Consider the following 20,025-nt stretch of genomic DNA (forward strand, 5'->3'; position numbering starts at 1 on the left):
AAACGCCCCGCCGGTAGCGGAAGCCATGATCGAGTCGCTTCGCGGCCTCGGTTACAGCACCGCAACCGCGCTTGCCGACATCATCGACAACTCCATCAGTGCAGGAGCGAGCGAGATCGATATCCGGTTCGATTGGGCCGAGGCACACAGCCGGGTCAGCATTCGCGACAACGGCGCAGGCATGACCGATGCCGAGCTCGAAACCGCGATGCGTCTGGGCGCCAGGGATCCGCGTCACGCCCGCAGCAGCACCGATCTTGGACGCTTCGGAATGGGGCTGAAGACGGCAAGCTTCTCGCAGGCACGTCGGCTGACAGTCGCCAGCCGACGCGCCGGAGAGACGATCGTCTGCCTGCGCTGGGATCTCGATCGGCTTGGCGAAGCCGCGGGGGGTGGATGGCCCCTGTTCGAAGGGGCGCATCCGGGCTCCGAACACCATCTGAGCGCACTCGACATCCAACCGCACGGAACCATCGTGCTTTGGGAATGTCTCGACCGTATCGTCTCCGAGGGGTTCAAGGCACAGGACATGATCGACCTCGTGGATCAGGTCGAGCGTCATCTTGCGATGACCTTCCACCGCCTGATCGACGATCCGGCCCGCCCGCTGAAGCTCACGCTGAACGGTCGCCCGGTCGCGGCATGGGATCCGTTCATGACGGGCCATCCCGGGAAAGCGCTCGAAAGCTCCGAGTTCCGGCTGATACATACGACGGGTGTCATGGTGCAGGAACATGTGCTGCCGCACCGCGACATGCTGAAACCCGCCGAGGCGGATGCGGCGGCAGGTCCGGCCGGCTGGACCTCGCAGCAGGGTTTCTACATCTATCGCAACCGGCGTCTGCTGGTGGCAGGTGGCTGGCTCGGACTAGGCGAGCGTGGTCGCGCCTGGACACGGGACGAGGCGCACAGGCTGGCGCGAATCCGGCTCGACATTCCGAATTCGGCCGATGCCGAATGGAAGATCAACATCCTGAAGTCGACGGCAAGCCCGCCGGTCATCCTGCGCCCTCAGCTTCAGCGCATCGCAGCCGAGACGCGCGAACGCGCGCGACTGGTGTTTGCACACCGCGGCCACCTTTTGCCATCGGCAGGCAGGGCTCAGGGCGTGCGTGATGTCTGGGATGCGGTGAAGACGCGCAACGGCACCGCCTACCGCATCTCGCGCGAACACGATCTGGTCGCATCGCTGCTCGATCGCGCCGGCCCGTTGAAGACCGACATTCTTGCTCTGCTGCGCCTTGTCGAGGAGACCGTTCCCGTGCAGCGGATCTGGCTCGACACGGCAGAAGACAAGGACACCCCCGCAACCGGCTTCACGGCAGCATCGGAGGAAGATGTCCGCACGCCGCTCGCGGCCCTGTTCCGCGCGCTCGTCCTGCACAGCGGCCTGACCGAACCGCAGGCCCGCGACCGGCTGCAACGCACTCCACCTTTCGAGCGCTACACCGCGCTCATCGACGCATTGAAGATCGAGGATGACGAAACGCAATGACCACGATGGACCAGAAAGCCTTCGATACCGTTCTGAGCATGGCGCAGAAGCTGCTGATCATGAATTCGACCAGCGCAGGCAACGCGATCACTCCCGCGATGATCGAGACACAACTCGACATGCTTGCGACCATCATGCCGACACAATTCGCGGTGATCGACCGCGAGGCACTGGTCGAGGAACTCATCCGCCGTGCCAGCCAAAGCGTCGGCTCGAATGCGACGCTGAAGGATGGCGGTGACCACATCGACTGGCTCAATGCCGAGCGCAAGAAGGACTGGCACTACTGGCGGCGCTATTCGGAATACATGGAGACAAAGATCCCGTGGAAGGCGCTCGACGCGCTGGATGGCGCGACCGACGAGGTCCTTTCGCAACTCGAGGACCCCAAACGCGAGGGTGCGTGGGACCGCCGCGGACTTGTCGTCGGGCATGTGCAGTCGGGCAAGACCGGAAACTATACCGGCCTGATCTGCAAGGCGGCCGATGCGGGCTACAAGATCATCATCGTCCTTGCCGGTCTGCACAACAACCTGCGCGCCCAGACGCAGATCCGTCTTGACGAGGGATTTCTGGGCTTCGCGACGCTGGCGAACGTCGAGAACCTGCCGCCGGTCGGCGTCGGGCTGATCGACACCGATCACTCGATGCAGCCGAACTACGCCACGAACCGCAGCGAGAATGGCGACTTCAACAAGAAGCAGGCATCGAGCCTCGGTGTCTCGCCCGAGCAGCGTCCGTGGCTGTTCGTGGTCAAGAAGAACAAGACGGTGCTCGAGCGGCTGCTGTTCTGGATCCGGAACCGTGCCGCGAACTGGACCGACCCGGAAACGGGACGCAAGATCGTCACGAACCTGCCGCTGCTGGTGATCGACGACGAAGCCGACCACGGCTCGGTGGATACCGGAGAGAATGTGGTCGACGAATTCGGCGCCCCCGACGAGGAGCACAACCCGACCGTCATCAACCGTCTGATCCGTTCGATCCTGCATCACTTCGCGCGAAAGGCCTATGTGGGCTACACCGCCACGCCGTTTGCCAACATCTTCATCCACGACAAGGGCACGACAACCGAACACGGTCCGGACCTGTTTCCGGCATCCTTCATCACCAGCCTTGCGGCGCCGTCGAACTACATCGGACCGGGACGCGTCTTCGGATCCTCATCGGCATTGCCGGAAGAACTTCCCCTGGTGCGCGCCCTGGCCGAGGCCGATTATGCCCCATGGATGCCGCAGAAACACAAGAACGGCTATCGCCCGACATGGAAAAGCGAAGCGCGCATTCCCGATAGCATGGAAGAAGCCGTCCGCTCCTTCCTGCTGGCCTGTGCCGTGCGCAAGCTGCGCGGTCAGGGCGCGAAACATGCGTCGATGCTGATCCACGTCTCGCGCTTCACCTCGGTGCAGGGCGAGGTTGTCCGTCAGGTCGAGGACTATGTCCGCACCCTCAGGGGACGCTTCGCGCGCGGGATCGACCTTGCGGAAACCGAAGCGCTGATGCGGTCGGATTACGAAAACCGCTTCCTGCCCGGCATGGAGCGCATCCGCGCGCAACTTATCCCGGACGAGCAGCTTGCCGATTTCACCTGGGAGCAGCTGCGCGAGGTGTTGCCCGACATCATCAGCGACGTGAAGGTGCGCGAGATCAACGGCACCGCGAAGGACGCGCTCGACTACGTCGAGAACGAGACCACCGGGCTCAAGGTGATCGCGGTTGGGGGCGACAAGCTTGCACGCGGCCTGACCCTCGAAGGGCTCTGCACCAGCTACTTCCTGCGCACGGCGCGCATGTATGACACGCTGATGCAGATGGGCCGCTGGTTCGGCTACCGTGACGGTTATCTCGATGTCTGCCGTCTCTACACGACGCACGAGATGATCGAGTGGTTCGGACATATTGCCGATGCCGCCGAGGAACTGCGCCAGGAGTTCGACAACATGGTCGCCGCCGGGGCAACGCCGAAGCAGTTCGGGTTGCGGGTGCGGTCGCATTCTGTGCTGACGGTCACCTCGCGTTCGAAGATGCGCAACGCGCGACCGATGCACCTGACCTTCTCGGGTGACCTGCTGCAGACGATCGTCTTCCAACCCCGCCGTCAGGACATGCAAGCGAACTACGCGGCGGGCGAAATGCTGCTGCAGGCTATGGGACCGGCGCTGCATCCCGAAGATCAGCAGTTCATTCCGCCCGGGGGCACGAATTGGAAAGGGCACTTCTGGCGCGACGTGTCTGCCGAAAACGTGACGGGCTTCTTGCGTGCCTATCGCACGCATGGCGCGAGTTTCCGCGTCGTGAGCCCGCTCGTGGCCGATTTCATCGACGAGATGAACAAGGATGGTGAACTGACGAACTGGACCGTGGCGCTGATCGGCGGCGGTGAGGACGAGCACACGATCGCCGGGCTGACGGTAAACAAGCTGAAGCGGAGCGCCGTTCAATCCGAGCCCGCCGACCGGTATTCGATCAAGACGCTGATTTCGCCGCGCGACCAGGCGATCGATCTGACCGAGGCGGAGTGGCTGGCCTCGCTCGATCTGACACGTCGCACCTGGCGCGGCGACAAGGACCGCGACCAGGACGCGACTCCCCCCGACGAACCGCGCGGCACGGCGATCCGCAAGGTGCTCGGCTTCGGCGACACCGAGCGTGGTGTCGCGCCGCGCCGCGAGCGCGGACTGCTCATGCTCTACCTGCTCGAACCGAAGTTCAGCAAGATCACCGAACTCGAGGCGGGGCCGCCGGTGCTCGCCTGGGCGATCAGCTTCCCGGGCAGCCCGTCGGAACGGCGGGTCAGCAACGCGGATTACATGGCAAACAGCGTGCTGTGGGGGGCGATGAATGACTGGGTGGACTGAAGACGGCCTGCTCAAATCCTGGCGTGCACTGGCAAAACGCGACGGCGAGTCCGACTGGCAGTTCGTGCATCTGACTGATGTCGGTCCCGTCGCCATCAAGGCAGGCTGTCACTTCCCGGGCGGACGCGAGGCGCTTCTGGTCAGCTTCCCGGGCACGGTGCTGGCTGACGGCGGTGGCCTGCCGGAGGGCAAGGGTTTCGACGTGATGCCGATCAAGGACACGACCCAGTTCGCGGGACGCTCCGCGATCGGGCTGGTGCGCAGGGTCGAAGGCTCGCTCGACATCTTTGCCGTGATGGCGGCGGACGTGCTGCGTGCGCTCGATGCGACCAGTGCAAAGACCCCGCAGGCGCTGGCGAAATCCCTGGTCGGGCGGGTCAGCGAATGGCAGGCCTTCATGGCGCGCAAACGGCGGCCGATGTCGCCGCAGTCACAGATCGGGCTTGCGGGGGAACTCTGCTTCCTCGATCGGCTCTGCGACCTTCTGGGAGCCAGCGAAGCCGTTGAATTGTGGAAAGGCCCCCTGCATGCAGCGCAGGACTTTCACATCGGCACCGGTGCCGTCGAGGTGAAAAGCTCGATGGCGGGCACCGCGTTCCTTGCGCGGATCAACAGCCTCGAGCAGCTCGACACCGAGTTGGCGCCGCTTCACCTGGCGGCTGTCCGGTTCGAAGAGGCCGACGACGGTCTGGCGCTTCCCGAACGTGTTGCAGCGCTGCGCGCGCGCATGTCAGAAGCCGGCGTGAGGCGGGCGCTCGATGCCCTGCTCTTGCTTTCGGGCTATGATGACGAGCACGCGGATCACTACCGTCGTCGCCTGCGCATTGCCGAAACCAGGTCTTTCGCGGTCGGCCCCGATTTCCCCTGCCTGCGCCGTGCAACGACACCCGGACCGATCCGCAAGGTCGTCTACACGCTCGATCTCGATGCGCTGGGTCAGCCTGCGCAGCCACTCGAAGAAGCCCTTTTCTCCCTTGGAATGATTCATCATGAGCCTTGAAGACTTTCATCAGAACTTCCGTGCCCTCGTTCAATCGACGATTGCCGAGCGCGTGCAGGCGGGCGACGGCCCCTTTCCGCAAGAAGAGCTCGTCTTCGCCGAACTCGTGATGGAACGCGTCGCCGATGCCGGCATTTGCGAACCTCCGACCGTCTGCCATTGGAGCGGCAAGATCGGTCAGTCGAAGCTGCGGATCACCGGCTTCGCGCTGTCATCGGACGAGACCCGGCTTGATCTGTTCGTGACGCATTATTTCGGCAGCGAAGAGATCACGCCCCTTCCGGATTCCGTCGCTGCCGACACGGCCAAGGAAGGCGTGCGCTTCCTGATGCACGCAGCCGGGGGAAAGCTGGCCGACAAGGTGGAGACCTCGCACGAGATTCTCGGGCTGATCACGACGATCACCGCGAACTGGCCCGATCTCGACCAGCTGCGCGTTTTCGTCATCACCGATGGCAAGACGAAGGCGAAGCACTTCTCGACCAAGGAGGTGCACGACCGCATCGTCGCCATCGAGGCGATGGACATCGAGCGGCTCTATCGTCACACCGTCGGCAAACCGCGCGAAGAAGTTTCGATCAGTTTCGAGCAGACCATCGGTAGACCGCTGACCTGCGTGCACGTTCCCGATCCGGATGCAGATTACGAATACGCGCTGTCCGCGATCCCCGGTCAGGTGATCCGGCGACTTTATGAACGCTTCGGCAGTCGCCTGCTCGAGGCGAACGTCCGCACCTTTCTTGGCGCCCGCGGCAAGGTCAACAAGGGCATCGCCGAAACCCTCGCGCGCGAGCCGGAACATTTCATGGCGTTCAACAACGGTCTCGTTCTGGTCTGCGACGAAGCCGTCTTCGCGCGCGGACCGGACGGCAACATCGGCATTTCCTTCCTCAAGGGCATCCAGATCGTCAATGGTGGTCAGACAACCTCCTCGATCTACTTCGCCGCGCGCGACAACAAGGCGCTCGATCTGGGCAACGTGATGGTGCCGGCGAAGATCATCATCCTGAAAGGCGCCGAAGACATCGAGCGCGAACGGCTGATCGCCGCCATCTCGCGGTTTGCCAACAGCCAGAACGTGGTGAAGACCTCGGATCTGTCCGCGAACCGCCCATTCCATGTCCAGCTCGAGAAGCTTGCGAACGACACCTGGTGCCCCGACGGGATCGGGCGGTGGTTCTACGAACGTGCCTCGGGCGCCTATCAGGTGATGCTGCTGCGGGACGGCACGACACCCGCGCAGCGCAAGAAGCTGACCGATGCAATCCCGACCAGGCGAAAGCTGTCGAAAAACGACATTGCGAAATTCCACGAAGCCTGGCGCTGTCGTCCCGCGCAGGTCGCTCTCGCCGGCGAAAAGAACTTCGCGGCCTTCATGACCGCCCTCGACGAGGATCCCTCGATCGTTCCCGATCCTCTGGACGCGAAGTGGTATAAGGCGATGATCGCCAAGGTCATCATCTTCAAGTCGCTGGAATCCGCGATAAAGACCAAGGAGGCGAAGGAAACCTTCCGGCAGGGCTATGCCAACATCGCCACCTACACGATCTCGGTCGTCTCGGATCTGATCGGGCATCGCATCGACTTCGAGCAGGTCTGGCAGCGCCAACGCATCTCGCCCGATTTCCTGCATCTGCTCTACAAGTGGGCCGAAGAAGTGAATCGCATCTTCGATCAGGCGGCGCCGGGGCGTCAGATCTCGGAAGTGGCGAAACGACCGGAGATCTGGGCGAAGGTCAAGGCGGGAACCTATCCGATGCCGGGCGATGACGTTCCAGAGCTGACACGATGATTGGCGAGAAGGCGTCTGAACCGTAGGTTCAGACGCCTTGGCCCCGTAAAATTGCGCTCACGAAGTTCCGGCTTGTTCCTTTCTCCAATCTTGGAACCGCAATGCCAAGCTGTGCAGCCGTGTTGGTCGCCCTCGTCCCCGTCCGGCGCGCCCATCCAGTTCCGCAATCACCTGTGTGAGGCGTTGTTCCAAAACAGCTATGAGCAACAGGTCCGATGTCTCCGGATCCACCCTCCAGCGACATTCGCCTTTTGAACTCAGGTATTCATTGAATTCCGACATCGTTCTTACAAGCGTTTCATGCTCGACCTGTCCCAAGGCGGCACGGATGAGCGACGGAGAGTTGAGATCGATGTCCACAAGCAAGTCGAACAGCTGACCTGACGCCCCCGAGAAGTTCGAGAGGGCGAATCCTGCGAAATCGCGCATTTTCACCACGAAGTCGTGCTGATCCACGAATGCTTTGTCGGATGAGTTGGAACTTGCAGACGTCGTCACTGTCTCGGCACGCTTTTCATGTGCCGCCAGCAGACCCGAAACACATAGGTCCCCCTGCCTGACCAGTCTTCCCAACTGTCCGAGGTAATACCTTTCGTCGTCGCTTGGCTCGCCAAGATCAGGTTTGTAGCCGATGTCGTGTTCGATCTCGTTCCAGACATGCGCGATCATCGTGCAAACCTGTATCTCGCAACTTATGTCGCCGACATTGTCGTAGATGCCCACCTGCTGTTCGGTCGGCAAGGCAACCTGAACATGTATGGCGCGATAATAATTTTCCCTATTCTCCGTATTCTTGTCCTTTCTGTCGATCTCGATTTCACCATTCGGACCGGCAAGGGCTTTTTGCAGATGCGCCACGACTTCCTCGCAATCCTCGTGCCGATAGGTGGCGATGCGCACCCCTGCGAGGTCGCCGATACCGTCAAAGATCTCGCCGACGTTCTCGTAATTCTTGTCCAGACGGGTGCTGAAGCGCTTCAGTTTGCCTTCAAAGGACTTGGGCGTCTTCACCCGAAAGGTCACCTGCGCGCGGATGGCGTTCTGCTCGCAGATGTCCTCGCGGCAGATTTCCGCGATCCGGTCTGCAAGCTTGACGTAGCGGTCACGCTCGCGACGGTAGCGATCGACAGCGTCGGGAATGTATTTTGGGTCGAAGGGCATGCGTATGTTCCAAGAACATGAAAAACACGCGGTCATGTTCTACCCAAAGCGGAGGGGCGACAAGGCATTTCACCTTGCCTTGCAGCCGCTGCGACATTTCGACATGCGCGCCTGACGTCGCTCGGGTCCGGGTGGCCTCACCTTTGCCACAGTCGAACCATAGCCGCGGGACCAAGAAGGCAGCCATCTGCATCAAGGTGTTGATCATGACCTATCAAAACCGCGTCGATCCGTTCGGGACCTTTCACGCCGTGGCCGCAAAAGGCACCCTGATGGGCAACCGGGGTATCCTGCATGACGAGGCGAAGACCATTGCTCGCACCCATGCGCATCAGCACTGGGTCACCTGCGCGCTCTCGTTCAAAGGGCGGCAGCAGGAAATCATGAAACCCGGCCGCTACACCCAGCTGTTCTTCCTCGACGAAGCGACCGCGCTTGCCGCCGGGCATCGTCCCTGTGCCGAGTGTCGGCGCGAACGCTACAACGAATTCACTTCACTCTGGCGGCAGGTGCTTGGCGAACCCGAGGCGGGGCGGTCCCTGCCGGAGACGATCGACCGTGCACTTCACTCTGCCCGCATCGCGCGCGGTCGCAAGGTGACCTGCACCGCAGACATTGCCGACCTGCCGGACGGGGTGATGGTCGCTTCTGCCGACGCAGCGGTGCTGATATGGCAGGGACGCCAGTTCGACTGGAGCTTCGAGGGGTATCACCCGCGACCAATTCTACTCGAAGGTCCGGTCGAGGTGCTGACACCGAAGCCGCTGGTCGAGGTCATCCGCGCGGGGTTCGTGCCGCAAGTGCACGCCTCGGCGAGCTGACCTCGTCGCTCGCCCCGGTTGTGCCCGAGCTTCGCCGCAATCGCCTGCTCTTCTGGTGCAACCGTAACGAGCGCGAGCCTGTGATGAACACCGTTCCTGTCCTGACCCATGCCACCGAGCGCGATGTCGACCTTTTGCTGGTCGAGGAATTTGCCGCCTCTCCCCTCTTCACCGCAGCCATCTTGCGCGCAATCGGCCTCATCGACCTTGGTTTCATCCGGTCGCAGGTGCTGCATTCGGTGCGCAGACTGCACAACCGGCGCGAAATCGACATCTCGGTGCAGGTCGAGACCCGGCGAGGCAAGGTGCTCCTGCTGATCGAAAACAAGCTCGACACCTCGGAACAGCCCAAGCAGGCAGAATCCTATCGCGCCGAAGCCGAGGCGCAGGCCGGCAGTTTTCTGCTTGTGCGCACGATCCTGACCTGCCCCGAGGCCTATCGCGCGCAGAATTCCCGCTTCGCCGGAGCCTTCGATCATGTGGTGAGCTACGAGATGATCGCCGACTTTTTCCGCGCGCGGGCGGGGCGGGAAAGCGGTGAATTGGGCGCCCGCATGACGCATCGCGCCGATCTGATGATGCAGGCGATCGAGAAACAACGGCGCGGCTATGTGCAGGTGATCCACCCCGCCAAACATGCCTTCAGTGCGCGCTATGTGGCGCTTGCCGCGAAGATCGCGCCCGAATTGATCCCCGGTCCCTCGATGCTGCGCGAAAGCGCTGCCGAGAGCGTGACGATGATCTTCGCCCCCGAAACGCTGCCGGACTGGTCGTTCCTGCCGCAGATGCGGATCGTCCATCAGCTGCGCGAGGGCAATGCGAACGTCAATTTCTACGGCTGGGGTGACCACTTCCCCGAACTGGCGGCGCGTGTTGCTGCCGACCTTGCAGGAAGCGGCATTCGACCCGTTCCGACGGTGAACAAGCGAAAAGGGGGCCGGTCGGGGCTGATGCTGGTGGTCGAGACGCCAGCCATCGACCAGTTTGCCGATTTCGAGGCGCAGATCGACGCGGTGCGACAAGGTATCGACCGCACGCGCGCCCTTCGCGCCTGGGTCCTGGCGCACAAGTCCGCGGTGCAACGCTGGGCAGCGATGGTGCCGAAGCGCTGAAGCGGGCAGCCGGAACCACGGGACCAGCGGGACCGGTGGGGCCGGACCCGCTGCTGGTGAACTCAGCTGATCTTGTAGGCGTCTATGCGCTCAAGGTTCAGCGTGTAAAGGCGCGGACGACCTGGGATGTGGCGCGACGCACGGCGCATCGTGCGACCACCTTCGCCGGGAAGAAGCATCTGCATGTCGAGAAGCGCTTTCGCCGCGCGCGCACCTTCGGTCTCGGGATAGAGCCGCGCCCAGGTTTCGGCGGTCAGGTATGCCCGGGTGTCGTCGCGCCAGCCGTGAAGGTTGCTTTCGGTCTGATCACCTCTCAGGGGCGAAAGCGTCGCCAGTTCGTTGTCGAGGAAGGTTTTCAGCGGCTCCACCACGGTATCGACGGCTTCGCGCTTTTCACCAAAGCGACGTTCATACCAGTCGAGGAAAGCAGTCCTGGCTGCCTCAACTGCGGCATCGTCCGACCAGCCGGTAAGCTTCATCCCCGTCGCCAGCCGTCCTGCCACCGCGATGATCGCGAAACGACGGGCAACACGCTGGATCTGGCCATCAGGCGCGCTCGGCAACGTGCCTACCCACGACGACGCCAGTGCGCGCACCAACGCCTCGATCTGTGTCGCGAAACCAGTGCGGGTAAGCTTCGACAGCCTGCGCACGAATTCACGACCGACCGCGCCGTGACAAGCGTTCGCAGCATTGCGCAGCATGTCGGCGAAGGCGGCGGCGTTCTTTGCATCGTGCAGAATGTCGAACACGCCCCAGGTCCGGGTGTCGGCTTCGATATCGATCAGACGCACCTCGTGGCCAGTCTTCGCATCGAGCCGCGCTTCTTTCAGCTTTTCTTCGACGCTGATTTCACCCGAGGAGATGATCGCAAGCCGCCACGAGGCTGTATCGGCCAGCGTCGCGTCTTTTGTCATCCGGCTTTTCGCTTTCCCGTTCGCAAGCATGTAGATCGCTTCGTGCAACGCACGGGGGCTGATTTCGGCGATTTCGTCGAGCGGCAGAAGCATGTCGTTCAGCGCCGCAGCCGTGGTCTCCAAGCCGTTGCTCGTCGCGCGCCACTGACCGATCAACTCGCGCGAACCCCACACCGAGGCAGCGAGCCGAAGCAGCGTGGTCTTGCCGGAGGAAGATGTGCCGCGAAAGTGCAACCCGCCACCGATCTCGCCGAGGAGGGCGAGGAGCGGACCGGAGAAGGCAAGCGAAACCGCGAGCATCATCAGCGGGTTGCCATCGCATTTGCGACCGATCTCGGAACGCCAGGTGTCGATCGTGCCCTTTTGAACAAGATGGCGGGCGGGACCGTTTCCGAGAGCCGGCATCGGCAGCACTTTCGCGTCGCCGATCACGTCGGAGCCGATGACGAAGCTGTCGAAAGTCTCCCCCGCCCAGCCGAGACGCGAAACCGAGGTCAGGCGCGCTTGCGGTTTCCAGCGCTGGAGAAGCTGCAGCAGGCGGTCTTTCGAGCCTTTGCCGACACCCAAAACCAGACCGCAGTCATGTAACCGGGCCAGCACCTCAGCTGCGCGTCGCGTCAGATCGGCATTCAGCACCGGCACATCGTGCCAGCGACCATCATCGTCGCGCACCACAACCAGGCGTCCCCAACCGCGACCATCTTGATCAGCGAACAAGGCATCGACGCGCAGGGGCGAACAGATGAAAACCGGCTCACCCTCCTCGTCGCTCGGCATCTGATAGACGCCATCGGAAAAGAGTGCGTAACCATCAGGGATTGATGAGACCGCGCCGACCGGATCTGCAGCTTCAGCACTGGTCGTGACAGTTGGGACCGCTGGGACCGGCTGCCGATCATCGTTCGCGGCGAGTGTGGAGGTTTCGACGCTTTGCGCCGTCACCTCGGCTTCGGCCGCAGGTGTCGGCTCGGATTGCACCGGATGAACGAGTTGCAGGGTGGGTTTGGCGGCCTCGACCGCAAACTCGGTTTCGGCTTGCGCTTCAATCGCGTCGGAGATCGAGACGATCTTGTTCATGACGTTCATTTCTTGATCTTTCTCTTCTGAGCCGATCAATCGGCAATGGGGGATCGGTCGCGGCCGGCATGGCCGCGTCGGTTGAGTCAGTTTTTTCTGAAGCGTTCGCCGGTCCCGGCGGTCCCGCCTGGTCGGTAAGGGCGGGAAGGTGTTGGTCTGTCGGTCACGTCATCAGGTCATGAAAGAAATCTCCGTCGGTTGAAGGCAGGCACAAATGCTTCGGCACCGGAAACGCGATGGTTTTCGATGATCGAGCGATGCAAGGTGCTCTGTCGTGTTGTCAGGATGCGAAAGACCCGCCGAAGCGCGCGGGGTGCATGCTTCGGTCAGGGCGTTAGTTCAGATGTAGCCGGTTGCTGGTGGTCGTGACGCTTCAGCTCTCGAACTTCACCACGAAAGTCTGTTTCGCGAGCCACTCTTCGAACGTTCCGATGAAAATGTCGGGTTTCCACTTCGGCATGGGCACACGAATTTCCTTGTTGAACTCGACCAGCATCGCGTTCAACTCGGCAACGGTGGCGAAGGCAGCACGTTTGATCTCGGGGTCGCTCAGATCGGTTTGCTCGATCTCGGCGATGCGCGCGCGGATCTCGGCGTATTTGTAGTCACGCACGCGATGCGCAAGATCGTGCGCCGCATCAATCAGGCAACCGATCAGCACTTCGGCTTTACCGAGCGAGCTACCCTTCGAGTCACCGAACGGGTTCGAGAACCCGCTCTCTTCACGCGAGTCGCTCAGATCGTCGAGGGTGCAGGCTTCGGGGCCGCTGTCGTCGGTGAAGTAAAGCGGCTGCACACCGGCGAGTTCGAGCGAATGCGCGTATAGCGAGTCATACTGGTCGTCGAGGGTGAAGACCTCGAAGAACGGCGTCTTGAACAGATCGGCGTTCTGCGTCGGCGTCTTCATCGCTTCTTGCTTCTTTGCTTTCTGGCGCTCGCGGTAGCGCCTGACTTTTTCTGCGTTGGAAAGGGCCATCATGAGTCTCCTGCTGCCGATGCACGGTTACACCAACACCGACACCATTGCAAGCCGTCAGAACCGTCCCGAGGATTTTTTTGGGGGGCAGACATGACGGCGCGTCGATCCCGCTTTGCTGCCGTTTGCCGTGATCCTGAACCGATGACGACCCCGAGGCCATCGAAACCGCTTGCGACCGCAGCGCGGGTTTCGATACGAGACGCGCATGAGATTGCCGACCGAAGCCCTTCTGCCCTTTGCGAAAAAGCTCGCCGACCCTTTGCGCCTTGAGCATGAGGTTCGGGTGTTGACGAACACCCAGCGTCGTCTTGCAGGACGCGTTGCGCTGGTGCCGAAGGTCGATCTGGACGCGTATCGCTTCCAAGCCGTGTATGACTGGATCGAGGTTCGCGTTCATTTCGCGCGGCCGACGCAGGCGCAGCATGTCCAGCAGGTGCTGAGACAGTTCCTCGACCGGAATAGTCATATCGCGCCGGAGGATCTGGGACCAGGTGGGGTCTTCACCGCTTGCACGATCAAGGTGCAGGAACCGGCCAGCATGGCGCGGATCACCGAGATCCATGCTGCCTTGAAGACCTCTTTCGGAGAAGCAAGCGCAGCGCGCGTGACAGGTCTCGAAATCAGCATCGACGCCTACCCCGCCCAACCGGGTGACAAGGACAGGGCGGTGCTTCTGGGTGCGATGCAGCGCACGATCTGGACCGGGCGAGACATCTGGTCGAACAAGAACAGCCGCCCGCGCGCGGTCTTTGCGAAAGTAGAGACAGGGGTTCGAAAGCTCCTGCGTGCTCCAACCATGCGAGAACGGGATCTGTCAGCGGTGAGCCCGGATGCGCACGAGATCCCGCCCATCGATGCAACGATGTATCTTGGTGCGAGCGACGATGACCTGATGATCCGGCTCATGGACAAGGTGATCGACACGCAGCGCATGGATGGGAGTTTCACCGACCTTTCCGAGGACCGGAAACGGGTGCGAATCGAAGCAACGCTGAAGGGGGCCGAGTTGCTTGCGATCGGCGTGACCGACATCGCCTCGTTGAAAGCGCTGCAGGCAAGCAGGCTGCAAAAGCGCACCTTCCAGTTCAAGCTGCCGACGTTTTCGGCCCGGTCACAGATCAGGACCGGGAGCGATGTGCTGCAGAACGAAAAGCAGCGTTGGCGCGCGAGGACCTGGTTGCGCGCCGGGTTGGTCGGTTTGATGGCGATGGACCGGGAGAGCGAGAGGTTCCTAAAGACACAGAAGCGCGATGTGGCGAAAGCGGTGCGGAGGATCAAAGGTCCGCGGCCGCGCGTTTTTGCAGGAAAGCGGCTCGCGGACTCGTTCGTTGCCTGGGATGAGATGAACAGGAAGGTGAACGTGGCGCTGACAGCCCTGGAGAAGCGTGAAGGAACGGCGTGGAAGAAGCTGAAGCCTTGATGAAGGGGTGTGTGGAAGCCTCTGAGTAAGTGCTTATCTACAGTTAAAAGGACCGAAAGCAGGGTCTTTCGCTCGGACTCCTTGCAGAAAAGGCTGCCATAAAGGGGTCACGATCGCGGACAAGGCTGATGACGGTGGAAAAAACCTGCACCGAATGTGGCGGCGATGCAGCCAGTGATTGTCCGGGCTGGTCCTTCGTTGACCGATCCCGCCTTGCAGCCGTTCCCCGCTTGAGGCCGCCCTGCATGGTCGAGACTGCGGTGGCATCCATCAGCAGTCGCATGTTTTCGAGCAATCAGCCGAAGTCGCGCTGACATCGGAGCACGCGATCGGGTCAATATACGCTATAGCGCATATTGACGATTTATACGCCCTGGCGCATGATCGCGCGATGAGCAACCTTGCACGCACCCCCAAGCAGATCGGCGCCGTCATTCAGCGCACCCGAAAAAACCACGGCTGGAGCCAAAGCGACCTCGGCGAGCGCGCGGGCCTGCGTCAGGCGACGATCTCGACCATCGAGCGCGGCGAAAGCCCCGCAAGGATTGATACCCTCCTGTCGGTGCTGGGGGCGCTCGATCTCGAGTTTCGGATCGACATCCGCACAAAGCTGACACAGTTTGACATCGAGGATCGTGCCTGAATTGGCGCGATGCAGCAGCGTGTTCGTAGAAGGTGAGACGTGGCCATAAGCTGGCCACTGATCGACGCGCGACGAGCCGGACCGCCCCTCACGGGCGTGATCGACTGCTGCCGTGACTGTGCGAAAAGAGCGGGACCGGAAGGGTCCGGTGATTTTCCTATCGCAAGGAGAACAGGCGCGCCGCCGCTGTCCTCCACACCTTCGCTTCGCACTCCATCATGCAGATCGACATCAACCACCGCAGATCGACCACGGAGCGTGCGTCAGGCCCATTGGGGCGCGCGCTGAGTCGCATCCATCATCACGCATGAGGTCACGGTGCACCCGCGCGAGATCGCAGCCTGTGACCGCCCCAAGTGCATTTTCGATTGAACCGGAGAAACGACGTCCTTCGCCGCGCTGTCTATATAGCTGAAGAGCTGTTCAGCTGATGAGCTACAGTCATTTCACGAAGCGCGGCGCAGGAAACATGCTCATAACAGCCACCTTCACATCGAAATCCGCGCCGGTGCAATCGTTGTTAGCCAAGGCGTTGTCATGCCACAGAGCGGGGTTTTCGATCCGATCCTGGTGGATTTCGTTTCGGGATGCCCCGTCCTGAAGTCCGCGCTTTAAGGTGGAAAAAAGTTTTCCGAGACTTTTGTCAACCTTGGGAGCGTCGAAGCCTTATTTTATTGGGCTTTCGAGGTTGACAAGGTTGACAAAAAGACCCGAAAGGTTGACAGAAACGACGTTTTTGATGTCGCTTTTCAACCAAATGTCAACCCGTTGTCAACTTTGGAGGCCATTTTGTCAACCAAGTGTCAACCAAAATGCAACCCTCTCAGCACGCTCTGGCGAACTCGCCGAAGGCATCGTTGGCGGCGCGCATGTGGACTTCGCCTCTCTGCCTTCAAGGCATGTCTCCTCGGAAACCCGCACCTTTGCATCGGTGACTGCCCCGGCCCGCTTGGAACGCCATATCAATCATCATTGAAACGGCGCCCCCTGCAGCCCTCTTCAAACCGCAATTTCAACGATCGTTGACGCAAACTTCAAAGTGGTGCATCCTCAGCACTCGTTTCAACGATCGTCGATGGCGCGATGACCGACACCCCCATCTCCACCGTTGCCGAGCTCGGACAGGCGATCCGCGCACGCAGGCTGGCGCTTGGCTTGCATCAGGCCGAGGCCGCGATGCAAAGCGGGGTCTCGGCGGCGACGTTCAGCGCGATCGAGAACGGCAAGGAGACCGCCCGCATCGGTCTTGTGCTGCAAATCTGCCGCGATCTCGGCTTGCAGATCACGTTGAGCGCCTGAGATGCCCCGGCTTGACCTCGACGTCTTCCTTGAAGCCCGCGCGCAGCCGATCGGTCGTCTGACCCGGTTCGACGATGGCGCGCTTGCTTTCGCCTATCTCACCGACACGCTGCCCCATCCGCTGTCGCTGTCGCTGCCACTCCGCGAGGAACCCTTCGGCGATGCCGTGACGCGCGCCTTCTTCTCGAACCTGCTCTTCGAGAATGCGCAGCGCGAGCAGATCCTGCAACGCTACCGGCTCGACTGGTCCGACATCGTTGGACAGCTCGAACATCTGGGTGCGGATTGTCCTGGTGCGATCTCTTGCGTTCCGGTGGGGGCAGGTCCGGCGAAGATGCCAGGCGATCTTGCGACCGACTATGACGCGCTCGATGCGGACGATCTCACTCGGATCATGGTCTCGCTGCGTGATCGCCGTCGTCTGCCCGAGGACACCCGCGACCCGTCTCCGCTTGCGGGCGTTCAAGGCAAGGTCGCACTGACACAGCTGCCGGATGGTCGCTTTGCGCTGCCCAAACGCGGGTTGAACGTGCCGACGACGCATATCCTGAAGGTGCCCCGACCGTCCGAAATGGCGCTGGTGCGACAGGAACATGTGCTGATGAGCCTGATGCGCGGGATGCAGCGTCATCCGGTCGCTGAAACCGCGATGCTGGGAGAGGGCGACCTGCAAGGACTGCTCGTCACCCGTTTCGATCGGATGTGCGACGGCGGGGTCGTGCATCGCATCCATCAGGAGGATTTCGCCCAGGCGCTCGGTCTTGGTCCGCATCTGAAATACCAGCGCAACAACAGTGACAGCCGCCGTTTCGGGGCACGCTCGATGGGAGAGCTGCTCGCGCAGACCGCAAACCCCGGTCGCGCTCGTCAAGCGTTCCTCGAGGTGACGCTGGTGAACCTGCTTCTCGGCAACACCGACAACCACGCGAAGAACCATGCGCTGCTTTACACCGGTCCGCGTCCCGTTCTGGCGCCGGTCTATGACGTCGCGCCGGTGCTGATCGACCGCGAAGTGACACATCAGCTGGCGTTCGACATCGGACGCGCGCAGATGACCGACGAGATCGCTGCGGCCGACCTTGAGGACTTCATCCTTTCGCTTGGCTTTCCGCGCTTCACGCCCGCGCTGCGCAAGCGCCTGATCGAGATCGTGCAGGCCACCGTCGTCCAGATCGCTCCGATGCGGGGACCGAGTCTGAAACCGCTCGGCGATGCGATGGCGGAACAGGCCGGCTGGCTCGCACAGGCGCTGGAGGTGGCGATCGAGATCCCCGAGCGCGATGGGTTGATCATCAATCGACCGTGAAGCGCCGGGGTTGCCTTGACCGCCGAGCGTCCTCAGACATCGAAAGACACGTCTCAGTTGCAAAGCCTCAATAGCAGTGTCAAACTGTCAAAATGATACATGCCAAAAAACCAATTGATGCATTGAAGCCACCTGCAGCGAGGAACTCAATTGATCGAAAACATCTATTTGGCGAATGTAGGCGCTTACGATGCCATAGGAACGAAGCTCGAAGCGTTGAAAAAAGTAAACTTCATCTTCGGCTCGAACGGAGCTGGCAAGACAACGATTTCTCGCATTATCGAAGGCTCGGGAAACTTCCCTGACTGCCATATAGCATGGGCAGGCGGCACCCCATTGGAAACCCGCGTCTATAGTAGAGATTTTGTCGAGAAGCATTTCGATGCGGCAAGCAGCATCAAGGGCATCTACACGTTCGGAGGGAACGTTGAGGTCGCCGAGAAGATCAACACACTAAAGGCAGAAGCCGATTCCATCAAAACGAAGCTTGGCAGTCTCCGAAAGAATCTTGTCGGTGAGGACGGAACAAGTGGTAAGAAGAAAGAACGTGAAACGCTCGACGCACAGTTTTTACAAGATGTGTGGGACGCCAAAGGAAAGCTCAGTGATTTGAAAGACGCCTTCACTGGACTAAACAGCGACAAGAAGAAGTTCCGTGACCGCTACTTGACCGAGGCCTCAGCTAACGTCGCGACAGTGAGGGATATTTCAGAGCTTCGCGACGACGCCGCAACTGTGTTCTCCGGATCGCTGACAGAGGCAAAAGCCTTACCCAGTCTGGATAAATCAAAAGTTACAGAACTTGAAAGCTCGGCTATCCTCAAAAAGAAGGTCATAGGCAAAGAAGACGTAGACATCGCCGCGCTGATAAAAAATCTCGGCAATAGTGACTGGGTGCAACAGGGACGGCAGTATTTCGATCAACTTGAAGATCGGTGCCCATTCTGCCAGCAAAATACAGATGCAGCTTTCAGGCAGAGCATAGAGGCATATTTTGATGAGAGTTACATTGCCGACCTCGCGGCTATTGACAAGCTGCTTTTCGACTACACCAATGCAGCAAGAGACCAACTGACCAATTACAACGTGTCCGAAATTATTGAATCGCCCTACCTTGACCGCGAGGCTTTCGAGAAGGATGTCACGGCCCTTCGCCTTGCTCTTGACAGCAATATTGAACACGTCAGGGCAAAGCGGAAGGAGCCTAGCTCCACAGTAACTCTCACCGATACAGCCCCGCTGCTTGCAGCAGTTAACTCCCACATCGAAGCGGCCAACCAGAAAGTCAAAACCAATAACGATACCATCGACAATCTTGCCATCCGCAAAAAAGAACTGACATCGCAAATTTGGAAACGGCTGCTGGAAGACACAAAGGCGATTTGCGGTAAATTTAAATCCGAAACTGACGGACTCGACAAGGCGATCAGCTCGTTGGAAACTCAGATTGAAAAGGAAAGCATCAATCTTTCCAAAAAGCAGGATGACATCGAAGAAAATGAACGCAAGATCACAAGTATCAAGCCTACGATTGATGAAATCAACAAACTCCTGAAGTCATTTGGCTTCACCAACTTCAGACTCGTTGAAAGCTCGGCGAGCGGCTTCTACGAGGTCAAAAGACCGAACGGGAGCGACGCAAAACGAACGCTGAGTGAAGGCGAGAAGTCCTTTATCACGTTCCTTTACTTCTATTATTTGATCAGGGGGTCGTTCAGTTCGAGCGGCGGCATGGGTGACAAGGTTGTAGTGTTTGATGACCCCGTTTCGAGCATGGATGCGGATATACTTTTCATAGTTTGCAATCTGATAAAATCCGTCATCGCCGAGATGCGCACAGATGCGAGCACAATCAAGCAGGTATTTGTGCTCACACACAATATCTACTTCCACAAGGAGGTAACGTTCGACACATGCCGAAGAACGGGCAAGAAGAAAGATGAAACGTTTTGGGTGGTGCGTAAGACTTCGAGGAGATCAGAGCTGGTGTCGTTCGGGGAAAACCCGATCAAGTCGAGCTATGAGCTTCTCTGGAAAGAGGTCAGGCAGATGGCCTGCTGCCGGTTTCGTGGACACGAAGATAAGATCGTGACCAAGGAAACGGAGATCGGACATGGTGAGACGGAAGTTCACGAAGGAGTTCAA

14 protein-coding genes are annotated in these 20,025 nt (G+C 60.4%); 11 read left to right on the forward strand and 3 right to left on the reverse strand.

Annotated features, from left to right (window positions below; genetic code table 11):
* The first annotated feature begins 25 nt into the window (after positions 1–25).
* From C8J30_RS09215 to C8J30_RS09230, 4 genes are read left to right on the forward strand one after another with little or no spacing between them, the layout of a single operon-like run.
* Positions 26–1,495 (forward strand): ATP-binding protein, encoded by a 1,470-nt coding sequence (locus C8J30_RS09215; protein WP_245909744.1) that lies wholly within the window; start codon positions 26–28, stop codon positions 1,493–1,495.
* The gene (locus C8J30_RS09220; protein WP_110805545.1) at positions 1,492–4,353 is read left to right on the forward strand and encodes a Z1 domain-containing protein; all 2,862 of its coding nucleotides are present in this window, start codon (positions 1,492–1,494) and stop codon (positions 4,351–4,353) included. The genes C8J30_RS09215 and C8J30_RS09220 overlap by 4 nt, the downstream gene beginning before the upstream one ends.
* Entirely contained in the window at positions 4,337–5,353 is a 1,017-nt protein-coding gene (locus C8J30_RS09225; RefSeq protein ID WP_110805546.1) for a PD-(D/E)XK motif protein, read from the forward strand. The genes C8J30_RS09220 and C8J30_RS09225 overlap by 17 nt, the downstream gene beginning before the upstream one ends.
* The gene (locus C8J30_RS09230) at positions 5,343–7,145 is read left to right on the forward strand and encodes an AIPR family protein (RefSeq protein WP_110805547.1); all 1,803 of its coding nucleotides are present in this window, start codon (positions 5,343–5,345) and stop codon (positions 7,143–7,145) included. The genes C8J30_RS09225 and C8J30_RS09230 overlap by 11 nt, the downstream gene beginning before the upstream one ends.
* A gap of 57 nt (positions 7,146–7,202) precedes the next feature.
* Here C8J30_RS09230 and C8J30_RS09235 read toward each other — a convergent pair whose 3' ends face one another.
* Positions 7,203–8,306: a GTP pyrophosphokinase gene (locus C8J30_RS09235; protein WP_181420825.1), complete on the reverse strand. Its 1,104-nt coding sequence runs from the start codon at positions 8,304–8,306 to the stop codon at positions 7,203–7,205.
* 206 nt (positions 8,307–8,512) lie between these two features.
* Here C8J30_RS09235 and C8J30_RS09240 point away from each other — a divergent pair, with 206 nt between their 5' ends.
* On the forward strand, positions 8,513–9,127 hold the full coding sequence (locus C8J30_RS09240) for a hypothetical protein (RefSeq protein ID WP_110805549.1): 615 nt from the start codon (positions 8,513–8,515) through the stop codon (positions 9,125–9,127).
* Positions 9,128–9,210: 83 nt separating this feature from the next.
* Positions 9,211–10,239 (forward strand): PD-(D/E)XK nuclease family protein, encoded by a 1,029-nt coding sequence (locus C8J30_RS09245; RefSeq protein ID WP_110805550.1) that lies wholly within the window; start codon positions 9,211–9,213, stop codon positions 10,237–10,239.
* Between the two features lie 62 nt (positions 10,240–10,301).
* Here C8J30_RS09245 and C8J30_RS09250 read toward each other — a convergent pair whose 3' ends face one another.
* Together C8J30_RS09250 and C8J30_RS09255 are read right to left on the reverse strand one after the other, a co-directional pair.
* On the reverse strand, positions 10,302–12,233 hold the full coding sequence (locus tag C8J30_RS09250) for a DUF927 domain-containing protein (protein WP_220033712.1): 1,932 nt from the start codon (positions 12,231–12,233) through the stop codon (positions 10,302–10,304).
* 373 nt (positions 12,234–12,606) lie between these two features.
* Positions 12,607–13,209, reverse strand: a complete 603-nt coding sequence (locus C8J30_RS09255) for a hypothetical protein (RefSeq protein ID WP_110805552.1) — start codon at positions 13,207–13,209, stop codon at positions 12,607–12,609.
* A gap of 208 nt (positions 13,210–13,417) precedes the next feature.
* Here C8J30_RS09255 and C8J30_RS09260 point away from each other — a divergent pair, with 208 nt between their 5' ends.
* The 5 genes from C8J30_RS09260 to C8J30_RS09280 all read left to right on the forward strand — a co-directional run.
* Positions 13,418–14,632, forward strand: a complete 1,215-nt coding sequence (locus C8J30_RS09260) for a hypothetical protein (RefSeq protein WP_110805553.1) — start codon at positions 13,418–13,420, stop codon at positions 14,630–14,632.
* A gap of 391 nt (positions 14,633–15,023) precedes the next feature.
* Positions 15,024–15,275 (forward strand): helix-turn-helix domain-containing protein, encoded by a 252-nt coding sequence (locus C8J30_RS09265; RefSeq protein ID WP_110805554.1) that lies wholly within the window; start codon positions 15,024–15,026, stop codon positions 15,273–15,275.
* A 1,083-nt stretch (positions 15,276–16,358) separates the two neighbouring features.
* Entirely contained in the window at positions 16,359–16,574 is a 216-nt protein-coding gene (locus tag C8J30_RS09270) for a helix-turn-helix domain-containing protein (RefSeq protein ID WP_110805555.1), read from the forward strand.
* A gap of 1 nt (position 16,575) precedes the next feature.
* Complete coding sequence (locus C8J30_RS09275) at positions 16,576–17,880, forward strand: type II toxin-antitoxin system HipA family toxin (RefSeq protein WP_110805556.1); 1,305 nt, start codon at positions 16,576–16,578, stop codon at positions 17,878–17,880.
* 150 nt (positions 17,881–18,030) lie between these two features.
* Positions 18,031–20,025 (forward strand): AAA family ATPase (locus tag C8J30_RS09280; protein ID WP_110805557.1); only part of this gene is annotated, 1,995 nt, incomplete at its 3' end.

It is taken from the genome of Rhodobacter viridis, from assembly GCF_003217355.1.
Taxonomy (GTDB): Bacteria; Pseudomonadota; Alphaproteobacteria; order Rhodobacterales; family Rhodobacteraceae; genus Rhodobacter; species Rhodobacter viridis.